Below are 18,084 nucleotides of genomic sequence, written 5' to 3' on the forward strand. Positions count from 1 at the left end.
GTGCGAATGCGGACGATGCTACCCCAAACGATGCATATTCGATGCGTGACGCCGCGCGCCCCGCTCCATGAGCACTCGCCCGCGACCGTGAATCCCTCGCCTTCGCGAGCGATCTCTCACATCCGAATCATCTTCTGCGACAGCGCGATTTCCTGCACCGCGCGTATCCCTCGCACACCGCGCACTCATCGCGGCCCGCGAACCGGCCACGCGAGGCGCGTGTGCCGGGGGTGGTTCACCAGAGGCCACCCCTGCTGAACGAACACGTCGACAGGTCGGGCCTACCCCGGCTGCGATTACACAAACGGTCAGGTCGGCGATGCTCCGCCCGGAATATCGCCGCGTGGCGTCCCGGCAGAGCACGCGGGCGGGGCCCGAGCTCGGGTAGTGGACCTTCAGTAGTTGCGAACAATCTGCGTCGCAACATGATTCAGCGGTCGTTCACCGGTCATCCCCGCCTGTGTGATCCGAGAACCGGATCCGAGCGCTCAGCTGCGCGCACTACCGGAAGGCACCACGATGACCACCCTCCCGAGCCCCGTATCGCGGCCGAACGACGCTGCCCCACGCAAGACGAGCCTGCTGGCCCTCACGACACTGCTGACCGGCTTCTTCGGCTTCTGCTGCATACCGCTGCTGCTCGGCCCCGTAGCCCTGCTTCACATGAGGGAGACTGGCGAGAAGGGCCGCGGCATGGCCTTCGCCGGGATGTTCGCCAGCCTGGCATGGATCCTCGGTCTCGCGATGATCGGATAGTCCGCCGCTAGGAGTCCCGGGAGTCTAGGAGTTCCGGGAGTCTAGGAGTCCCGGGAGTCGTTCTCGTCCAAGGCGTGCTGCAAACTGGCATTGAGTGCATGCGCCTCGGCAAGCTGATCCTCCAAGATCACGATCCGGCACGCGCCCTCGAGGGAATTGCCGGCATCGACCAGTTCACGCACCCGCGTGGCGATCCGCAATTGATACCGCGAGTACCGGCGGTGCCCACCCGCGGAGCGTTGCGGAGTCAACAGCTTCGCGGCATCGAGGGTGCGCAGGAACGCTTGCGTGACGCCGAGGATCTCCGCCGCGCGACCCATGCTGTACGCGGGAAAATCCTCATCATCGAGCCTGTCGGTCCCACTCGGCTCACCGGTGGGAGTCGTATCGGATTGCTGCACAACACCTCTCAAAGGGAAATCGAACGACGGTAGGCCCCGGCGCGGATGCGCCGGGGCCTGGAGATCTACGTATACGAGAACGGACTACTCATCGGCCCCCGAGGGCCGATCGCGTACACAGCAACCGAGGTGTCTCGGGCTGCGGAAGGAATGCGGGCTGCTCAGTGACCACCTCCATGCGTCTCGGGTGCCGCTGACCGACGAAGGGCCTTCGCCGGTGCTGTGTGCCGCCCCTCCGGTAGCGGGCCGGCCACGGAAGCGGGCCGGATCCCCCTCTACACCGAAAGGTGGCAACACTTCTCCTCACCAGGCAGTTCACCTACCCGGCCACTGCATCTTTCACCTGAACGACAGCTAAATTACACACCAAACCAGTGCATGTCTATAGTTTCGAGTACAGATTTTCTTGCACGGCGCGATGCGGAAACCTGACAGACCGCCCGAGATGCCGCGTACAGGAAAGATCAGCGGGTATATCAGGAAGGCATATTGGTCCGAGCCGGCCACGGACGCCGGCCACGAGAGCGAGGAAGCTGAACGCAGGTGCAGAGCACAGGTGCGAATCAGAGTTTCACCGGACGGGACGTGGGCGCGATCGAGCGCTTCCTGCACACCGTCACCGCCCCGGGCTACGACGGCCCGGCGCCGGATCTGGATGCGGTCGCGATGGTGCGGTCGGTGATCGCACACCAGCACGACATCGAGGCGATGACCACCTCGCTCGGCCTGGCCGAGCAGAGCGCGAAGTATCTCGCCGCATGCGTACAGACGATTCTGCCGCCCGACCCCACCCCCGCTCAGGTACTGGCCGCGCTATTGCCCGACACCGGACCGGTGCCCCGGGCGGTGGCGTTCATGACGGACAATTTGCGTGAGGACCTCGATGTCGCCGATCTCGCCGCGGCGGCGTTCGTGTCCGTGCGCGCACTACAGCTGGCGTTCCGCCACGAGTTCGACACCACCCCGATGGCGTATCTGCGCGAGTTGAGGATGAGCGCCGCGCACACCGAACTGCAGGACGCCGTCCCCGGAGACGGCTCGACAGTCACCAGTGTCTCGACAGGCCTGGGCTTTTCGAATCCGGGGCGCTTCGCCATCGCGTACCGGGACCGGTACGGCCGGTCCCCCCGCGTCACCCTCGCCGACTGAAATCCACGCACCCACCAACGCCGCCGACCCGCTGGTGAGGCCCGGTTTGCGACGGAATCCGTTGATCAGCAACACAATTCATGCGAAACAAACCCACCGCATCCGGTTCAGATTCGAACACCCGGGTATCAGCGAACCGACCCGGTCACCGGCACTCCGGCACGACCAGGTCGCCCCAGGCCTGGCCATTGCCGTCCTCGCCCACATCACTCCGGGCCGCCACTGTCGTCGGGACGGACGAATCCAGAAGGACTGCGACATGGACAACTACGCGAATCCCGCCCCGACCCAGCAGCGCGCGATCACCGACGATCATCGGACCGATACACACACCGACACGCCGAGACGGATCGTCGATGGCCTGGTGCTGCTCACCGGGCTGTTCACGGCCATAAGCCCCTGGGTCGTGGACGATTTCGGCTCCACCCCGCGACTGGTCACCCAGAATCTGATCCTGGGGATCGCGATCGCGGTCGTCGGCCTGGTGCTCGCGTTCGCGCGACACCGGCGACACGCCTCGAGCTGGGTACTGATCCCGATCGGAGTCTGGCTGCTGCTGGCGCCCTGGCTGATCGCCGATCGACCCGATGAAGTCCTGTGGACCAATATCGTCCTGGGAGCACTGACCGCCGCCCTCGGCGCGGCGGCGCTCGCGATGGTGGCATCCACCTCCGGCGACGGCCACCGGCCGAACACCGTCCCCCAGATCCGCTGACCGGGCAGGCCGCGTGAGAGTCACGTGGCTTCGTGAAAAGGGCGGGCCCCCAACGGGGCCCGCCTCTTTCGAGGAGCAATCGCGCTCACCTGCTGAATGACCTCGGCTGCGCGATGAAGGTCGACCGGCCTCAGACCGGCTGCAGGCACTGCGCGCGCAGTTCGCCCAGCACCCTGGTCAAAATGCGGGACACCTGCATCTGCGACACCCCGAGGATCGCGGCGATCTGGGCTTGGGATTTCTCCTGCCCGAATCGCATGATCAGGATCTCGCGCTCCTGCTCGGGCAGCGCCGCCAGCAACGGACCCGCGGTGAGGGTGTCTTCCATCAACGCGTACCCGGCATCGACGTTCCCGAGGGTGTTCGCGGGCGAGTAGGTGCTGCTGTCGTCGGTGGCGGTCAGCATCGCGTCCAGCGAGTCGGCGGTATGACTGTTGCGAGCGATCAACCCCTGAGTGACCTCGACGATATCCACGCCCAGGTGCTCGGCGATCTCCCGGGCCTTGGGTTCACGCCCGAGCCGCTGGGCCAGTTCCGGCAGCACCTTGGCCAGCTGCTGCTGTATCTCCTTGGTGCGGCGCGGAACCCGCACCGCCCAGGTGCTGTCCCGGAAGTACCGTTTCACCTCACCCATGATCGTGGGGATCGCGAACCCCAGGAACGAGGCCCCATGGCCGGGATCGAACCGATCCACCGCCAGCACTACCCCCACTGCCGCGATCTGCGCGAGGTCTTCGTACTCCACTCCCCGCCCCGCATACCGGCGGGCCACATTCTCCCCCAGCGGCATCGCCGCGGTGATGATCTCCGCACGCAGGCGAGCCCGCGCGGGATCGTGCGGGTCCATGGCCGCGAGTGCGCCGAACCGCGGCTCGAGATTGTCGTACGAATCGCCGCTCGTCGCCGCGCGGTCGGTGCTGTCGGTTCGTGCTACGTGTTCAGTCGACATATCGAATCCCTTGGGAGCGACGGGTTATCAGGGGGTGGGCGTGGCTATCGGGACAGGTACCCAGGCCGAACGGATCGAAACCGATCGCGAACACGACTCCGACTTCGCCCTCGCCGGGGTGCGAGCGACGGAGCACAGGCGGTCCCGTTCGTCGGCGAGCACGGCGCCGGCGTCGTCAGGTTCCGAGACACATCCGATCCCCACTCCTATCAGTCGTCCAACAGCCACTGAATAAATCTACATCGAGCACTATAGACATTGGTAGGTGCATCAGGTAGATTTCCCCTCGTTGAGAATGCAGGAAATCCTGAAGCACGGGAGACGACGAACTACCCGTGAAGGAAGGGACGAGGACCGCATACGCGCGGGAACAGCTGGTACGCAACAACTGGGCGCGGTCCTCGAGCACTGATAACAGAAGAAAGAGTAGGTACGCGACCGTCCGATCGCCCGCGCCGATCTTCCTGGCGGGCAGGTCCCACCGAATCCACCCCCTTCGGTGGACGGTCGCATTCACCCCGGGACCCCGATGCCGCGCACTCCGCGGCATCGGGGTCCCCGTCCGTCAGCGACGAAACGCCCGGATCGGCAAATCTATTGTTCGGCCTATAGATATTGCGCCCACTCCGATACAGGGTTTCCTCAGTCGACAGGCCCTCGCATGACCGAGAGCGGCATCGCGCAGTCCTCACGGAGCCCGACGGCGATCGCTGAGCAGTGGCGGCCGGGTCCGCGTCACGGTGAGCCGTCCAATGCCGCGCACGACACCGGCGAGAATCTCGCTGCGGCACGGCGATCCCACTGATGCTGTACCGTCGATGGACCGAAACGTTCACCGGCACAATGGATATCGGCGGGGATAGCAACCGGGGGCCTCCGACCCGAGGCACCGGGGTCGACGCAGGAGTCAACAGGCTTGCGGGAGAACGCTATACGAGCCGGCGCCGTTGATCGGTTTCGGGAGGCCATTCGTCGACACCGACTGACAGGGGGACTCACGTGACCACGCCGCAACGGCCCGGCACAACCTCGCGCCCATGGCTCTCCCGGGCGGTGAAGCAGGGCTTCGGCGAACAGGCTCCCCACCCCATGTACACCCCCGAGTTCGCGAAGGACCCGCACGCGGCGTACATCCAGTGGCGCAGCGCCCATGGGTCGCTGGCGCCCGTCGAACTCGCTCCGGGAGTCCCGGCCACGCTCGTTCTCGGGCACTCGACCGCGTTGCAGATACTCAACGACGAGACCCATTTTCCCGCCGATCCACGAGCCTGGCAGCCGTCGGTCCCCTCCGGCTGCCCGATCCTGCCCATGATGGAATGGCGTCCGAACGCGTTGCGCAGCAGCGGATACGCGCATCAGCGCTATCGCGCGGCCAATGTCGCCGCGATCGAGACCGTGGACCAGCACAAGATGCGTGCGGTGCTCGAGCAGATGGCAGTTCCGCTGATCAACGAGTTCTGCACCGGCGGCGGCGCTGCGCCTCGGACCATGGCCTCCGCGGAATTGCTCGGGCAGTACATCTACCCGCTCGTCTATCAGATGCTGGCTTTCGTTCTCGGGTTCGATGCCGACACCAACGAGCAGGTCGGGCTCGGCATGGCGATGATGTTCGATGCCGCCGCCGACGCCGAGGCCGGCGGCGCCCTGATGGTCACCGCGCTCGATGAGCACATCCAGCGCAAACGCGCCCAACCCGGCGACGACATCACCTCCCACCTGATCGCCTCCAGCGATTTGAGCACCGAGGAACTCATCCATCAGCTGGTCACTCTGCAGGGGGCGGGCAGTGAGCCGCTCGCGCATCTGATCTCGGGCACGCTCATGCTGATGTTGACCGATGAGCGGTTCGCGGGCGACCTGCTGGGCGGGAGCCTGTCCACCCGGGACGCACTCGATGAGGTCCTGTTCACCAATCCACCGCTGGCGAACTACTGCATCACCTATCCCCCGCAGCCGACGCTGATCGACAAGGTGTGGCTGCCCGCGAATCAACCGGTCGTGATCAGCATGGCGGCATCCAATACCGACCCCGCCATTCACTCGGATCGCTTCGACCAGTTCGGGAACCGCGCGCATCTGGCCTGGGGTGCGGGCCCGCACCGCTGCCCCGCCCAGCACCTTGGCTACCAGGTCGCCACCGATGCCATCGACAACCTGCTCGACGCCCTCCCGGAACTGCAACTCGCGGTGAGCGTCGAGGAACTGACATGGCGTCCGGGCCCATTCCACCGCGCACTGGAATCGCTACCCGTCCGTTTCCCCGCGTCCGCACCGTTGCCACTGCCGCTGAGTTTCCCCGAGTAAGGAATAACGATGGAGCACATCGAGTCGCTGGTGCTGGACCCGACCGGCAAGGACATTCAGGGCGAATCGGCCCGGATCCGCGCCCGCGGCGTGATCAGCCGAGTTCAACTGCCCGGCGGAGTTCACGCATGGTCCGTCACCGACCAACAGATCCTGCACGACCTACTACGAGATCCCCGAGTGTCCAAGGATGCCCGCCAGCACTGGCCGCCGTTCATCGCCGGTGAGATCGGCCCCGAGTGGCCGCTGTACACCTGGGTTGCGGTGAACAATATGTTCACCGCCTACGGCCCCGATCACACCCGACTGCGCAAACTGGTGCGCCCCGCGTTCACCCCCCGGCGCACCCAGGCGCTGCGCCCCTTTGTGCAGGACCTCGCGTCCGGCTTGCTGGACCGGCTCTCGCAGACTCCCCCCGGACAGCCGGTCGATCTGCGCGAAACCTATTGCTACCCACTGCCGATCGGAGTCATCTCCGAGCTGATGGGAGTGCCGGAGTTCCTGCACGGAGGCCTGCGAGTCTGCGTGGACGGAATCTTCGACACGTCCCTGACTCCGGAGCAGGCCATGGCCAACTATCTGGAGATGCAGCGCATCCTGCGCGAGCTCGTGGCCTACCGCACCGAGAACCCGGGCGACGACATGACCAGCGTCCTGATCGCGCACCGCGACGAGGAGGACGGTTCGACCCTGACCGAGCAAGAACTCGTCGACACACTGCTGCTGGTCATCAGCGCCGGACACGAAACGACCGTCAACCTCCTCGATCAAGCGATCTTCCTGCTGCTCACCCGACCCGACCAGCTGGCCAAGGTCACCGCGGGCGAGGTGTCGTGGGCCGAGGTGGTCGAGGAAGCACTGCGCCTCGAAGCGCCGATCGCGCACCTGCCCCTGCGATACGCCGTCGAGGACCTCGACATCGATACCGACGCCGGTCAGGTCCACATCGGCAAGGGCGAGCCCATCCTCGCCTCCTACGCCGCCGCGGGCCGCGACCCCAAGGTGCACGGCGAAACCGCCGAACACTTCGATGTCGCACGAGAAAGCAAGGCGCACCTGGCTTTCGGATACGGAGCACATCTGTGCCTGGGCGCGGCACTGGCCCGACTGGAGGCCGACATCGCCCTGTCGGCCCTGTTCGCACGCTTCCCGACGATGCGCTTGGCAAAAGAGCCCACCGAGCTGGGATCGATCAGTTCGTTCATCTCCAACGGGCACGGTTCCCTGCCCGTGTACCTCACCGAGTGATCGGCTCACTGCGGATAGGGAGCCATCGCGCGTCTCCATCCGCAGTGGGAAATCCACGTTCTCCACCGAAAGCAGCCGAAAGCTCCGTTCCGGCTTGATGGCACCATCAAATACCTAGGATGAGAAGATGAGCTTTAATTCTTCTCATCATCTTGATCGCTGGGACAAGTCCGGTTCGCACGTCGCCGTGGTCGGCGGGGGTTTGGCCGGACTGGCCTCGGCGGTGTGGCTGGCCGAGCGTGGGCATCGGGTCACGCTCGTGGAGAAAGCAGGTCGCCTGGGTGGGCGGACCTTTTCGTTCGAGGTGACCGGGGTGGACGGCCTGGTGGACAACGGTCAGCATTTGTTCGCGGGATGCTATGACGCGTTGCTGAAGTACGTCGAGACCATCGGCAGCGCCGCGGGATTGCGCTGGGACGCACCGCCGCTCGCTATTCGGACCGGGCCCGATCGGTTGCTCACCGCACAGGGTCCGGCCTGGCTGCCGTCGTGGTCGCGCCGGGTGCTGGGGCCCTCGTGGCTGGCGTGGCCGCCGATTCCGCTGCGGGACAAGCCCGCCGCACTGCGAACATGGCTGTACCTGGCGGCCGCTGTCGCACGGCCCTCCGATCGGCTCGACGAGATGACGGTCGATCGCTGGTTCCGCAAGATCGGGGTCCCGGAGTCGCTGCGAAGGCTGACCCTCGATCAATTCGTCATCGGCCTGCTCAATGAGAAGCCGGACCGCGTCTCGGCATTCACCTTCGTACAGGCGTTGCGCTTCCTCGGCGGCCGGGCGCTGGCCGGAAACCCCCGTGCGGCCGACGCGGTGTGGCCTCGAATCAGCCTGCACGAACTGTTCGTCGCCCCGGCCGAACGGTTTCTGGCCGAGCATGGAGGCGAGATCCATACGGGTGCGAAAGTCGTCGATGTCGTCGTCCGTGATGAACGGACCACCGGGATCGAACTGGCGGACGGGCGCGTAATCGATTGCGACGCTGCGGTACTGACACTACCCCCGTGGGCACTTACCTCGCTGCTCGATCGCGGTGCGCTCGGCGGATACGAGTTCTTCTCACCCGTGCGCAAGATCGAGGCGTCTCCGATTTCGAGCGTCTACCTCTGGCTCGACCGCCCGCTGCGGATGCAGCGACTGGCGGAGAACCTGCGCGATACGACGATCGAGTGGGTGTTCGACACCAGCGGCATGCACGGCACCGATGATGCGGCGGAGCACTGCTATTCACTCGCGGTGAGCGCTTCCTGGGATGTCGTACACCTGCGCGGCACCGAATTCGTCAGCGCGGCGGTGGCTTCCCTGCATCAGCACTACCCCGAGTCCCGGGACGCACAGGTCCTGCGCACCAAGGTGATTCATCAGCCCGCTGCGACCTTCTCCGCGCAGCCGGGCTTCGAATCGCAGCGCCTACCGCAGAAGACACCGATCCCGGGCCTGTTCCTCGCCGGCGACTGGACCCGCACCGAACTGCCCTCGACCATGGAATCGGCCGCCGACAGCGCACTTCGAGCGGTCCGGGCCGTCACGGGCTACCTCACCGAATCCCGGGCCCGAAAGGAAGGACCATAGTCCTCGGGAGCTATGAAAGGGATCCAGGCCTGCTCGATGCGATGCCACCCGATAACCCGACAGGTATCGCAGCTTGGCTGGACTCGCCGAATCGCCCGTGGACGGGAGAATTCAGTACGCACCCTCGTACGCGGATCCGCTCCGGTTGAAGCTCAATCGGTTTCGCAGATCGCTTTCAACGCCACCGGCACCTCATCGGCGGGCAGATAGCAGTTGGTCTGTTCGAAGCCGCCGATGGTGTGGGTGTCGTAATCGCCGTAGCCGATACGCAGGAAATCGTCGCCGCTGAGGCCGTGAACGGTCCAGTCGAAGGCGACGCGGGCGCGAGCGACGACGGTGCGTAGCGCCATCAGGTGATAGCCGCGGGTGGCGAATTGTGCTGGAATCCCGCGCAATCCGACCTTCAGGGGCCGCGCCACGGCATCGCGTCCACCGAGGTCGACCACCATGCCGAGGTCCGGATGCCGGTACGGTTCGACCGTGCCGCCACGCAAGGTCGCGAGCAGGTTCTTCGCCAGATGCCGACCCTGACGGATGGCGTGCTGTGCGGTGGGTGCGCAGATCTTGCCGTCACCCTCGGTCAGGTCGGGGACCGCGGCCGCGTCGCCGCACGCCCACACACCCTCCAGTCCCGGCACGGTGAGATCGGGCGCGGCGACAATGCGGCCCTTCGTGGTGGCCGCGCCCAGATGTCCGGCCAGCGGACTGGGCGCCACACCCGCGGTCCACACCAGCGTGCGAGTGCGAATGAAGCGGCCGTTGGTCAGGGTGACGCCATGGGCGGTGACCTCCTGAGCCGAAGCGCCGGAGATCAATTCGATACCGCGTTCGGCCAGAATCCGCTTCACCTCGGTGCCGAGCCGCTCGCCCAGTTCGGGCATGATCCGGTCGCCGTGGGTGACCAGATGCCACCGCACCATCTCCGGATTCAGGCGCGGGAAGTAGCGCCGGGCCGCGGCCTGGGTGACCTTGTTGAGCACGGCGGCGGTTTCGGTGCCCGCGTACCCCGCGCCTATGGTCACGAAGTTGAGCCGCTCGCGGTCCTCGTCCTCCTCACCGCGCACCGCGGCGATATCCAGTTGCCGCAGCACATGATCACGCAGATGCATCGCCTCGGCGAGGGTCTTCATTCCGAAACCGTGCTTGTCCAGACCGGGCACGTCGAGCACCCGGGTGATGCTGCCCGGCACCAGGACGAGATGGTCGTACCCGACCGCGAACTCGCCACCCGTGGGCCGCTGCACGATGACCTGCCGCGTCGCGGGCTCCACCCCGATCGCGGTGCCCGGCACAACTTCGGTGCGCCGCAACACCCTTCGCAGCGAAACCGACACCGACCGCGGATTGAGCACGCCCGACGCCACCTGCGGCAGCAAGGGGAGATACAGCATTCCGGCCACGGGCGTGATCAGTTGGATGAACGCTTCCTCGGGCTTCAGATGGCGTTCCAGATACCGGGCACACTCGACACCAGCGAAACCACCGCCGATGATCACGATCCTCGATGGCTCCATCGCACCACCATAACAACCGGACCGTGCCGTGCGTGGATCGTCGAGGTGACAATCGACCGCACGCTCGCCGGCTTTCGGCCTGTCAGGGCGAGCCGGATCGGGGAATTACCGAGTGAGGCCGCTCGGGTCCGGAACCGGCTGTAAACGATCAGTGAGCTCGAGCCCGCCGAGAAGCACCGCCGGCACGATCAGCTCGCCGCACAGATCCCCGACCAGCAGGCTGAACCGGGTACGCCGCGAGCGGAAATCCGGCGGCCTGCTGTCTGGTAGCCCTGCGGTCGGTCCGGTTCGTTCAGCATGTCCTGGCCCGCATGGACGATTCGCACCTGACCAGGAGCCGGGGGTGTATTCGCCTCGGGCAGTGCGGATTACGCCCAGGACAGCGGATCCCGACAGACCCCCCCGAAACCGGCACGCGCCTAGACTCACCGACTATGAGTGGCTGGGACATTCCCGATATCCCCGATCAGAGCGGCCGACGCGTCATCATCACCGGCGCCAACAGTGGACTGGGAGCCGCAGCGGCACGCGCGCTGGCCGGGGCGGGCGCCGAGGTGATCCTGGCCTGCCGCAACCTCGAAAAGGCAGCGCCGGTGGCCGCCGCCATCGGTGAGCGCGCACAGGTGCGCAAGCTCGACCTGGCCGATCTGGCCTCTGTACGCGAGTTCGCGGACTCGGTGGACCGGGTCGACGTACTCATGAACAACGCCGGTGTGATGGCGATCCCGCACCAGCGCACCGCCGACGACTTCGAGATGCAGTTCGGCACAAACCATCTCGGCCACTTCGCACTGACCGGACTCCTCCTCGACCGGATCAGCGACCGCGTCGTCACCGTATCGAGCTGGGCGCACCGCTTCGGCCGCGTCAACCTCGGCGACCCGAACTGGCAGCGCCGCCGCTACGACCGCTGGCTGGCCTATGGGCAATCCAAGCTGGCCAACCTGCTGTTCACAGCCGAATTACAGCGCCGGCTCGCCACTACCGGCTCGGAGAAGATCGCAGTGGCAGCTCACCCCGGCTTCGCCACCACCGAGCTGGGCCACCACACCGAAGCACCCATCGGGTCCGTCGTGGCTCTCCTCGATCGACTCATCGCCCAGAGCGCCGAAATGGGCGCGCTCCCACAGCTTTACGCCGCCACCGCCCCGGTGGAGCCCGCAGCCTACTACGGTCCCGAGGGGATCGGCGGCCTGCGCGGTTTCCCGATCCGCTGCAGCTCGAGCAAAGCCGCCCACGACGTGCACAAGGCTCGCCAACTGTGGGAGCTGTCGGAGAAGTTGACCGGCATCACCTACCCACTCGGGCACTGACTGCCCGGCGGATGTCGTTGATCCGCTGTGACACCGAGCGCGCGCAGCGGGGGCACCGTCAAAAAGGGCCTTACTCAGGTGCGGTCGCCTCCGGCACTCCACGAAGCGGGTCTGCCAGTGCTCCCGCCGACGGGGATACACGCCGTCGGGAGCTTCGTGGTCCCGCAACAACTCTCGCTGCCGAAGTGTAGAGCTGACACCACATCACTCAGCTGTTGGCCTCGCCCAAGACGGCCTCGAGGCTCAGCGGCTGCGCCGGGCGCGATGCATCGACAACCCAACCGGCGAATGAGAATAGGCTGCGTCAATGCACCGGGGAGCGCTGCCCAATGGGATCTGGTTGACCGTCAGTGGCCGACCGATAGCGGAGTTGCGGATGCTGGTCGCTGCCGGTGGGCGAATGCTGCTGCGCCATGGAAATCGCGATGTGCTGCTGGCGCGGGTCGATGACAACCGCTACGGCGTCACTGTGCGCCGCTTACCTGGCTGGCGATCACCGGTACCGCCGATCCGGGCAGATGTTGCCCGCGCGTTCGGGCCGGATCTCACCCGCTGGGCGCATTGGTTCGCCGATCATCTGCGGGCACCACTGCACGACGGGGAGTGGGTGTTGCAGTCTCGGGTGCTGCCACCGTATGTCTTGGCTGGGGATCTGGTGCGCGAGTTTCCGGCAGCCTATCTGGACTGGTTCGTCTCGGGCTGGAACGGGGCCGTGCCTTTGCGGCGGCTGTCCGAGCCGACTTCCGGCAGCGTCAAGGCGTATCGCAAGCTCGAAGTGTTGCCGCCGGTGTTGTTGTGGCATCAGTCCGGGCTGGACGGATATCTTGTGCTCGACGGACACGACCGGCTGATCGCGGCGGCAGTCGAGCAGGTGCAGGTCCCGATTCTGATACTCGCCAGAGCCGAGGACATCCGCTGGCTGCAGACGGCGACGGCCGAGCACGAGGCGGCGATCGATCTGATCGACATCCAGGTGGCGGCGGGCCTTTCGGGCGCGAATCGATTGCGCGACAAGAACATTCGTCAGTTCGCTCGGATGGCGGCATCAGTTGGTGACGAACTCGGCCGAACCATGGGGTGGCAGCTGCCCGGCGGCGTTGTCGAGTGGGACCGCATCGCAGCGGCCGTTCAATAAAACGATGGCCCGACCGGGAACACCGGCACGCTGGGCGTAGCTGGCGGGTGACGCTCGTGCGAAATGGTCTTTTGACCGAACCGTGACGGGACGACTTCCGCGTGCAGAATCAGCATGTTGTTATCGTGTCGCACCAGGGGTTCTGTATCGAGATGCTCACAGCATCATTCGGTGTGCAGTGAACGGGGTGGCGGATGTATACAGGTGGTGGCCGTGCGGCCGGGGGACGGTCCGGCGGTATCGAGTCGAGGGGGTCGGTCGCTGAGTGCACCCGTGGTCGCGGGCGGTTCTCCCGCTGTCTCGGGTTTGTGCTGGTTGTGGTCTCCGCTGCCGCACTCGGTGCTTGTGTCCGCCAGGACAAGCCGCTCGCGCTGCCTGCTGACTGCCCGCGCACGTTCGACTTCGCCGACCGAGGCATACAGGGCGATGCGGGTGCGCTGCAGAAAGAGGCGGGCCGTGCCGCGGCCGCTGGGGAACCGATCACCGTGGGTGAACTCACGCGCCGCGCCGGGCTTGCCGAGGGCTGGGATCAGTGGGTGACGGTCCCAGCCGATACCCGTGCCGCCGAGTTGAATTCAGCCACAGGAATTTCCGATGTGTGCTGGAAGAATCTGCCACAGGAATGGGAGATCTCGGTGGAAGAGCACGTGCGTGACGGCCGCTATCTGCTGCTGCGCAACGGTGTTCCGGTCCAGCCGATTTTCTACACACGGTTCTCGACGTACCTGTCGCTCGACGATCACAAGGTACAGGTCCTGTATCCGCAAACCGTGTTGATCCCCACGCCGCACTACGCCGACAAATTCCATCTCACTCCCGCACCGTGACGAGCGGGACCGGTGGGTTCGACTCACCCAGCCCGGGGTGTGCACCGTCGCCGCTCGCTCGTACCTGAACGCACAGCGTCGGTGATTTGCGAGCACGTCATTCGACGAGCCGCAGCTCGCACACGGCAGGACGGGTACGTGGTCACGCCCTCATCCTTCGATGGAAGATGACCGGCGCCCTTGCCCGTTCGGTACCGAAAGCCGCTGTTGCTGAATCGATCTGACAACTTCAGACGTAGCCGGTGGGCTCCGGGCACGCAGGGGTCATAGGTGTCGCGGTTGGCGACCGGGGCGAACGGCCCATTCGGAAGGCCTGGACCAGCGACGGGCATTGCCGCGGGTGTGACTCGAATTCCAGCGCCACCACGGCCACAACGTCACTGCGCTCCACGTCAGTACGGGGCTCCCGCCATCATCCGGCTCCGTCCCAGCCGGTCGTTCCCCGACTGCTGGCGTTCGACGACACTCTGCAGTCGTGTCAGGCATCCGCTCGCAGGTATCGCTGCGCCCATTCCTCGAAGGTGGTGAGCGGGATACCGAGGTCCCTGGCGTACTGCGGGCGGCCTGGCTGGCCGGCGACGTTCAGCCATTCGAGCGCGGCGGCGAAAGGCGGCATCCCCGCAGCCAGCGCCTGCGCTTCGGTCATGTCCGGTGCGGCGAGGTGCCTGCCCAGAGCACGAGAGAGGATCTCGGCAATCTCCGTCATCGACAGGTAGTCGCTCGCCAACTCCAACTCCACCCTGTCGAATCGCTCCGGCGCGGCGATGGCCGCGGCGGCCGCACGGCCGATGTCGTCCACCGCGACCAGGGACAGCCGGGTATCGGGGTTGATGACGCTCACGAGGCCGCCCTCGATTCCCCGCGGGAACATATATGCCATGGACGGCAAGAAGTTCTCCATGAACGTGCCCGGTTTGAGTAGCGTCCAATGAGGAAAGCCCGCTTCTCGAACCAGATCCTGAATCGTGCTTTTAGCGTTCATGGAGGGTTCCATCGACGCCCAGCGACCGTCGGCCCAGCCGGGAGTGCCGGTGTGCTGACCGGCGCCGGTCACCGACGTGTGAACGAACTGCGGCACACCGGCTGCCTTCGCAGCATCGATGAGGTTCACGCCCTGTTCCACCTCCCCTTCGAAATCGAAGGCACCTGCGGTAATGCCGGGCATTTGCACAGAGAACACGGCCCGGGCGCCCTCCGCTGCCTGGATCACCGACTCACGGTCGTGCAGATCGCCGATTACCAGATCGGCGCCGAGCGCCTCGACCGCCTTGGCGCGATCGGTGGCAGCGTCACGTACGAAAGCGCGGACCCGAACACCCGCCCCTAACAGGGCGCGAGCGGTGGCACCGCCCTGTTTGCCGGTAGCGCCGGTGACCAGTACGGGTGAGTTATCTGTGGACATGCCACTCCTCCAATGGTCGTCTCATAAACGGCGGACCCCGCCGTTTACCGAATGTAAGATATGGCGGGTCCCGCCGTTTCGCAAGCCAGGAAGTGACACCGTGCCCGAACGACAGCGTGCAGATGCTCGTCGCAACTACGCGCGGGTCCTCGCCGTGGCCGAGGAAGAGGTTGCGACCCACGGTGCCGGCGCGTCCTTGGAACAGATCGCCCGCATCGCGAAGGTCGGTTCGGGGACTGTGCGCCGCCACTTCCCCACCCGCCAGGCATTGCTGGAGGCGGTCTCCCGAAAGCGGATCGAGGCACTGTGCGTCCGCGCCCGCGACCTGGCGGGTACGAGTGACAGTCGGGGTGCACTGCTGGATTGGCTGACCGATGTCGTCGCCTATTGCGTTCACGCGCGGGGCCTTGCGGTAGCGTTGGCCTACGACGCTGCGGGGTCTGATCCCGCGCACGCCAATGCCTGCTCTGCAGCGTTGGAGGAGGCAGGAAATCCTCTGCTGCGCAGCGCAATCGAGGACGGCGCAGTGGCGCAGGGTGTAACCACCGCAGACCTGATCGCGGTGATCGTCGGCATCGCCCTGGCCACAGAGCACCACCCGGACCCCGCCGCCCGCGCGGAGCAACTCTTCCGACTGTCGGTAGCCGGTGTGAGCCCGCAGAGGTAACCATGCCAGCGACCAGACCGTACGAGATGGCATTGAACTCAGACCCGCGTCGACCTCAGCGACATTCAGACACCACATCGGCGACCAGGCGCCGCGGTTCGATCAACGATCGCAGCGGCTGGATCAGCGCTCTGCATTGGTGGCCGACCCCATCGTCATTCGGTGGCGGGACACAACTCGCAACCGAGCCGATGTCGACACCATCCATCACCTCGAGGAGACCACATGCAAACCGTCCTCGGTGCCGGCGGACCGATCGCCGACGAGCTCGTGAACGAGATCCACAGGAACTACACCACTGATATTCGCCTAGTCAGCCGCAAGCCCTCGCGGGTCAACACTACGGACGAACTCGTGCCCGCCGATCTCACCGACGCCGAGGCCACCAGCCGTGCTGTCGCGGGCAGCGAGATCGCCTACCTCACAGTCGGGCTGCCCCTGGACTCGCAGCTGTGGGAGCGTCAGTTCCCCGTCATCATGCGCAACGTCATCGATGCCTGCGCCGAACACCAGACCAAGCTCGTCTTCTTCGACAACACCTACATGTATCCCGGAACGTCGAAGCCCCAAACCGAGTCGACAGCATTCGCACCGGGCGGTCGCAAGGGACGCGTCCGCGGCGAGATCGCCACCATGCTGCTCGAGGCCATGCAGGCCGGCCGCGTTCAAGGCCTCATCGGCCGCGCCCCCGAGTTCTACGGGCCCGGCTCGACCAAGAGCTACACCAATTCACTGGTGTTCGACCGGATCAAGGCTGGAAAGCGGCCGTTCGTCCCGGTGAACGCCCACACGAGGCGATCCTTGATCTGGACTCCCGACGCGAGCCGGGCGCTGGCCCTGCTCGGCAACACCCCCGATGCCTACAACCAGACATGGCACCTGCCGGTCGACCCGAACCGTCAGTCCTACGCCCAGCTCGTCGAGATCGCCGGCGACGTCATCGGCCGCAAAACCGACTACACGGTGCTGCCGATGCTCGCTTTCCGCCTCGGGCGCCACTTCGTCAAACCGCTCGACGAGATGTACGAGCTACTCGACCGCTACCGCACCGACAACATCTTCGACAGCTCCAAATTCGCAGCCCACTTTCCTCACTTCCAAGTCACCACCTATCAGGAGGGAGTGCGGCGGATCCTTACCGACTGAGCGGCCGAACTACACGCGGGCCACACCGCCCGCCGACCCCCTGATCGACCAGGAACGGCACCACGATCACCCGACCGACTCGAACGCGACCGTCCACGCCGCGAACGACGCCAACTCGTTCAGGATATTCGAATGCGCCTCATCCAGCGCCGTCGCATACCCCGAACAGGACGTCGCCAAGGCCCGGAATTGACCAGCGACCGAACGCGTTTCGGTCTCCGCGATGCTCGCTTGCGCTGTGATCCGCGCGATCCCAACCCGCTGAGCGCTGAAAGACAAATCTGCTCCGACACATGTAGCGGCGACTCGAACTCTCTTGTCGCAGTTGAGGTTCAGCTGTTGAGCCAACCGACAACTCCGCGGACCTCACAAGTCCCTTGCCTGTCGATGGTGGGCCATCGCCGTCATGGTCCTGCAACCTCGGCTGGGACGAGCACGACTGCCCACCGAGGTTGCCCATGGGGCCGAGTCCACCCTAGAACTGAATATCGGGGCCGAGGCGCCCGGTGATGAACAACCACTGTCCCACCGCGAGCACACCCAGCACTGCGAGTCCGGCGAGGCGACCCCGGAAGGTTTCAGCCGCCAACGACCAACACAGCATCGGACCCGCGAACAGCAGACAAGTAGGCAGCACGCCGGGAACCGTATCGCGCGCCCTCACAACAGCTCTCGCCCCACGACCGCCACGCACAGCGGCCTGGACCCGCGCGATCCCGGACCGTCGAACGTGACCGAACTCCACGACGCCGGGCTCCGATTCCGGTGGAGCAGCACAGACACGAATGCGAAATGTCCGACAATGCCGGCCACACCGGCGAACACGAAAGTTCCTCCTGCACCACCTGGATACGATTCCTCACGATGGCAGTGTTGTTCTTGCAGCACCGCCACCGCCGTATCCATCGCCCTCACGCATCAGCCAGACTGGGCACTGGCTTTCGCGCTAGCGGTGCAGACCACCATGCTCCGATACGTTGAACTCGCACTT

15 protein-coding genes are annotated in these 18,084 nt (G+C 65.6%); 11 read left to right on the top strand and 4 right to left on the bottom strand.

What is annotated here, in order from left to right; translation table 11 throughout:
• The first annotated feature begins 519 nt into the window (after positions 1-519).
• Positions 520-756, top strand: a complete 237-nt coding sequence (locus NJ1_RS10805) for a DUF4190 domain-containing protein (RefSeq protein WP_067691233.1) — start codon at positions 520-522, stop codon at positions 754-756.
• A 41-nt stretch (positions 757-797) separates the two neighbouring features.
• On the opposite strand, the gene NJ1_RS10810 is transcribed toward NJ1_RS10805, so the two are convergent.
• Complete coding sequence (locus tag NJ1_RS10810) at positions 798-1,157, bottom strand: MerR family transcriptional regulator (protein ID WP_245717327.1); 360 nt, start codon at positions 1,155-1,157, stop codon at positions 798-800.
• Positions 1,158-1,700: 543 nt separating this feature from the next.
• On the opposite strand from NJ1_RS10810, the gene NJ1_RS10815 reads away from it, so the two are divergent.
• Both NJ1_RS10815 and NJ1_RS10820 read left to right on the top strand, forming a co-directional pair.
• The gene (locus NJ1_RS10815) at positions 1,701-2,306 is read left to right on the top strand and encodes a helix-turn-helix transcriptional regulator (RefSeq protein WP_067691242.1); all 606 of its coding nucleotides are present in this window, start codon (positions 1,701-1,703) and stop codon (positions 2,304-2,306) included.
• Positions 2,307-2,565: 259 nt separating this feature from the next.
• On the top strand, positions 2,566-3,021 hold the full coding sequence (locus NJ1_RS10820; protein ID WP_157573893.1) for an SPW repeat protein: 456 nt from the start codon (positions 2,566-2,568) through the stop codon (positions 3,019-3,021).
• Between the two features lie 130 nt (positions 3,022-3,151).
• Here NJ1_RS10820 and NJ1_RS10825 read toward each other — a convergent pair whose 3' ends face one another.
• Entirely contained in the window at positions 3,152-3,970 is an 819-nt protein-coding gene (locus NJ1_RS10825) for a SigB/SigF/SigG family RNA polymerase sigma factor (RefSeq protein WP_067691246.1), read from the bottom strand.
• Positions 3,971-4,969: 999 nt separating this feature from the next.
• Here NJ1_RS10825 and NJ1_RS10830 point away from each other — a divergent pair.
• The 3 genes from NJ1_RS10830 to hpnE all read left to right on the top strand — a co-directional run bounded on the left by NJ1_RS10830 (position 4,970) and on the right by hpnE (position 9,089).
• Positions 4,970-6,274 carry a cytochrome P450 family protein gene (locus NJ1_RS10830; RefSeq protein WP_067691251.1) on the top strand — a complete coding sequence of 435 codons (1,305 nt, stop codon included), beginning with the start codon at positions 4,970-4,972 and terminating at the stop codon, positions 6,272-6,274.
• Positions 6,275-6,283: 9 nt separating this feature from the next.
• Positions 6,284-7,522: a cytochrome P450 family protein gene (locus NJ1_RS10835; protein WP_067691256.1), complete on the top strand. Its 1,239-nt coding sequence runs from the start codon at positions 6,284-6,286 to the stop codon at positions 7,520-7,522.
• Positions 7,523-7,649: 127 nt separating this feature from the next.
• Positions 7,650-9,089 carry a hydroxysqualene dehydroxylase HpnE gene (hpnE, locus tag NJ1_RS10840; protein WP_067691261.1) on the top strand — a complete coding sequence of 480 codons (1,440 nt, stop codon included), beginning with the start codon at positions 7,650-7,652 and terminating at the stop codon, positions 9,087-9,089.
• A gap of 152 nt (positions 9,090-9,241) precedes the next feature.
• Here the strand turns inward: hpnE and NJ1_RS10845 are convergent, their stop codons facing one another.
• On the bottom strand, positions 9,242-10,603 hold the full coding sequence (locus NJ1_RS10845; RefSeq protein ID WP_174557066.1) for an NAD(P)/FAD-dependent oxidoreductase: 1,362 nt from the start codon (positions 10,601-10,603) through the stop codon (positions 9,242-9,244).
• 434 nt (positions 10,604-11,037) lie between these two features.
• Here NJ1_RS10845 and NJ1_RS10850 point away from each other — a divergent pair, with 434 nt between their 5' ends.
• The 3 genes from NJ1_RS10850 (at position 11,038) to NJ1_RS10860 (ending at position 13,878) form a co-directional block, all read left to right on the top strand.
• Positions 11,038-11,916: an oxidoreductase gene (locus NJ1_RS10850; RefSeq protein ID WP_067691265.1), complete on the top strand. Its 879-nt coding sequence runs from the start codon at positions 11,038-11,040 to the stop codon at positions 11,914-11,916.
• Positions 11,917-12,223: 307 nt separating this feature from the next.
• Complete coding sequence (locus NJ1_RS10855) at positions 12,224-13,051, top strand: hypothetical protein (RefSeq protein WP_067691271.1); 828 nt, start codon at positions 12,224-12,226, stop codon at positions 13,049-13,051.
• Positions 13,052-13,359: 308 nt separating this feature from the next.
• Entirely contained in the window at positions 13,360-13,878 is a 519-nt protein-coding gene (locus NJ1_RS10860) for a hypothetical protein (RefSeq protein ID WP_157573894.1), read from the top strand.
• A gap of 478 nt (positions 13,879-14,356) precedes the next feature.
• Here NJ1_RS10860 and NJ1_RS10865 read toward each other — a convergent pair whose 3' ends face one another.
• A complete protein-coding gene (locus NJ1_RS10865) occupies positions 14,357-15,280 on the bottom strand; it encodes an NmrA/HSCARG family protein (RefSeq protein ID WP_067691286.1) in 924 nt (307 codons plus the stop codon).
• A gap of 100 nt (positions 15,281-15,380) precedes the next feature.
• On the opposite strand from NJ1_RS10865, the gene NJ1_RS10870 reads away from it, so the two are divergent.
• Both NJ1_RS10870 and NJ1_RS10875 read left to right on the top strand, forming a co-directional pair.
• Positions 15,381-15,947 carry a TetR/AcrR family transcriptional regulator gene (locus tag NJ1_RS10870; RefSeq protein WP_067691294.1) on the top strand — a complete coding sequence of 189 codons (567 nt, stop codon included), beginning with the start codon at positions 15,381-15,383 and terminating at the stop codon, positions 15,945-15,947.
• Between the two features lie 162 nt (positions 15,948-16,109).
• Positions 16,110-17,093: an NAD-dependent epimerase/dehydratase family protein gene (locus tag NJ1_RS10875; protein ID WP_245717328.1), complete on the top strand. Its 984-nt coding sequence runs from the start codon at positions 16,110-16,112 to the stop codon at positions 17,091-17,093.
• Positions 17,094-18,084 lie beyond the last annotated feature (991 nt).

It is taken from the genome of Nocardia jejuensis NBRC 103114, assembly GCF_001613145.1.
GTDB lineage: Bacteria > Actinomycetota > Actinomycetes > Mycobacteriales > Mycobacteriaceae > Nocardia > Nocardia jejuensis.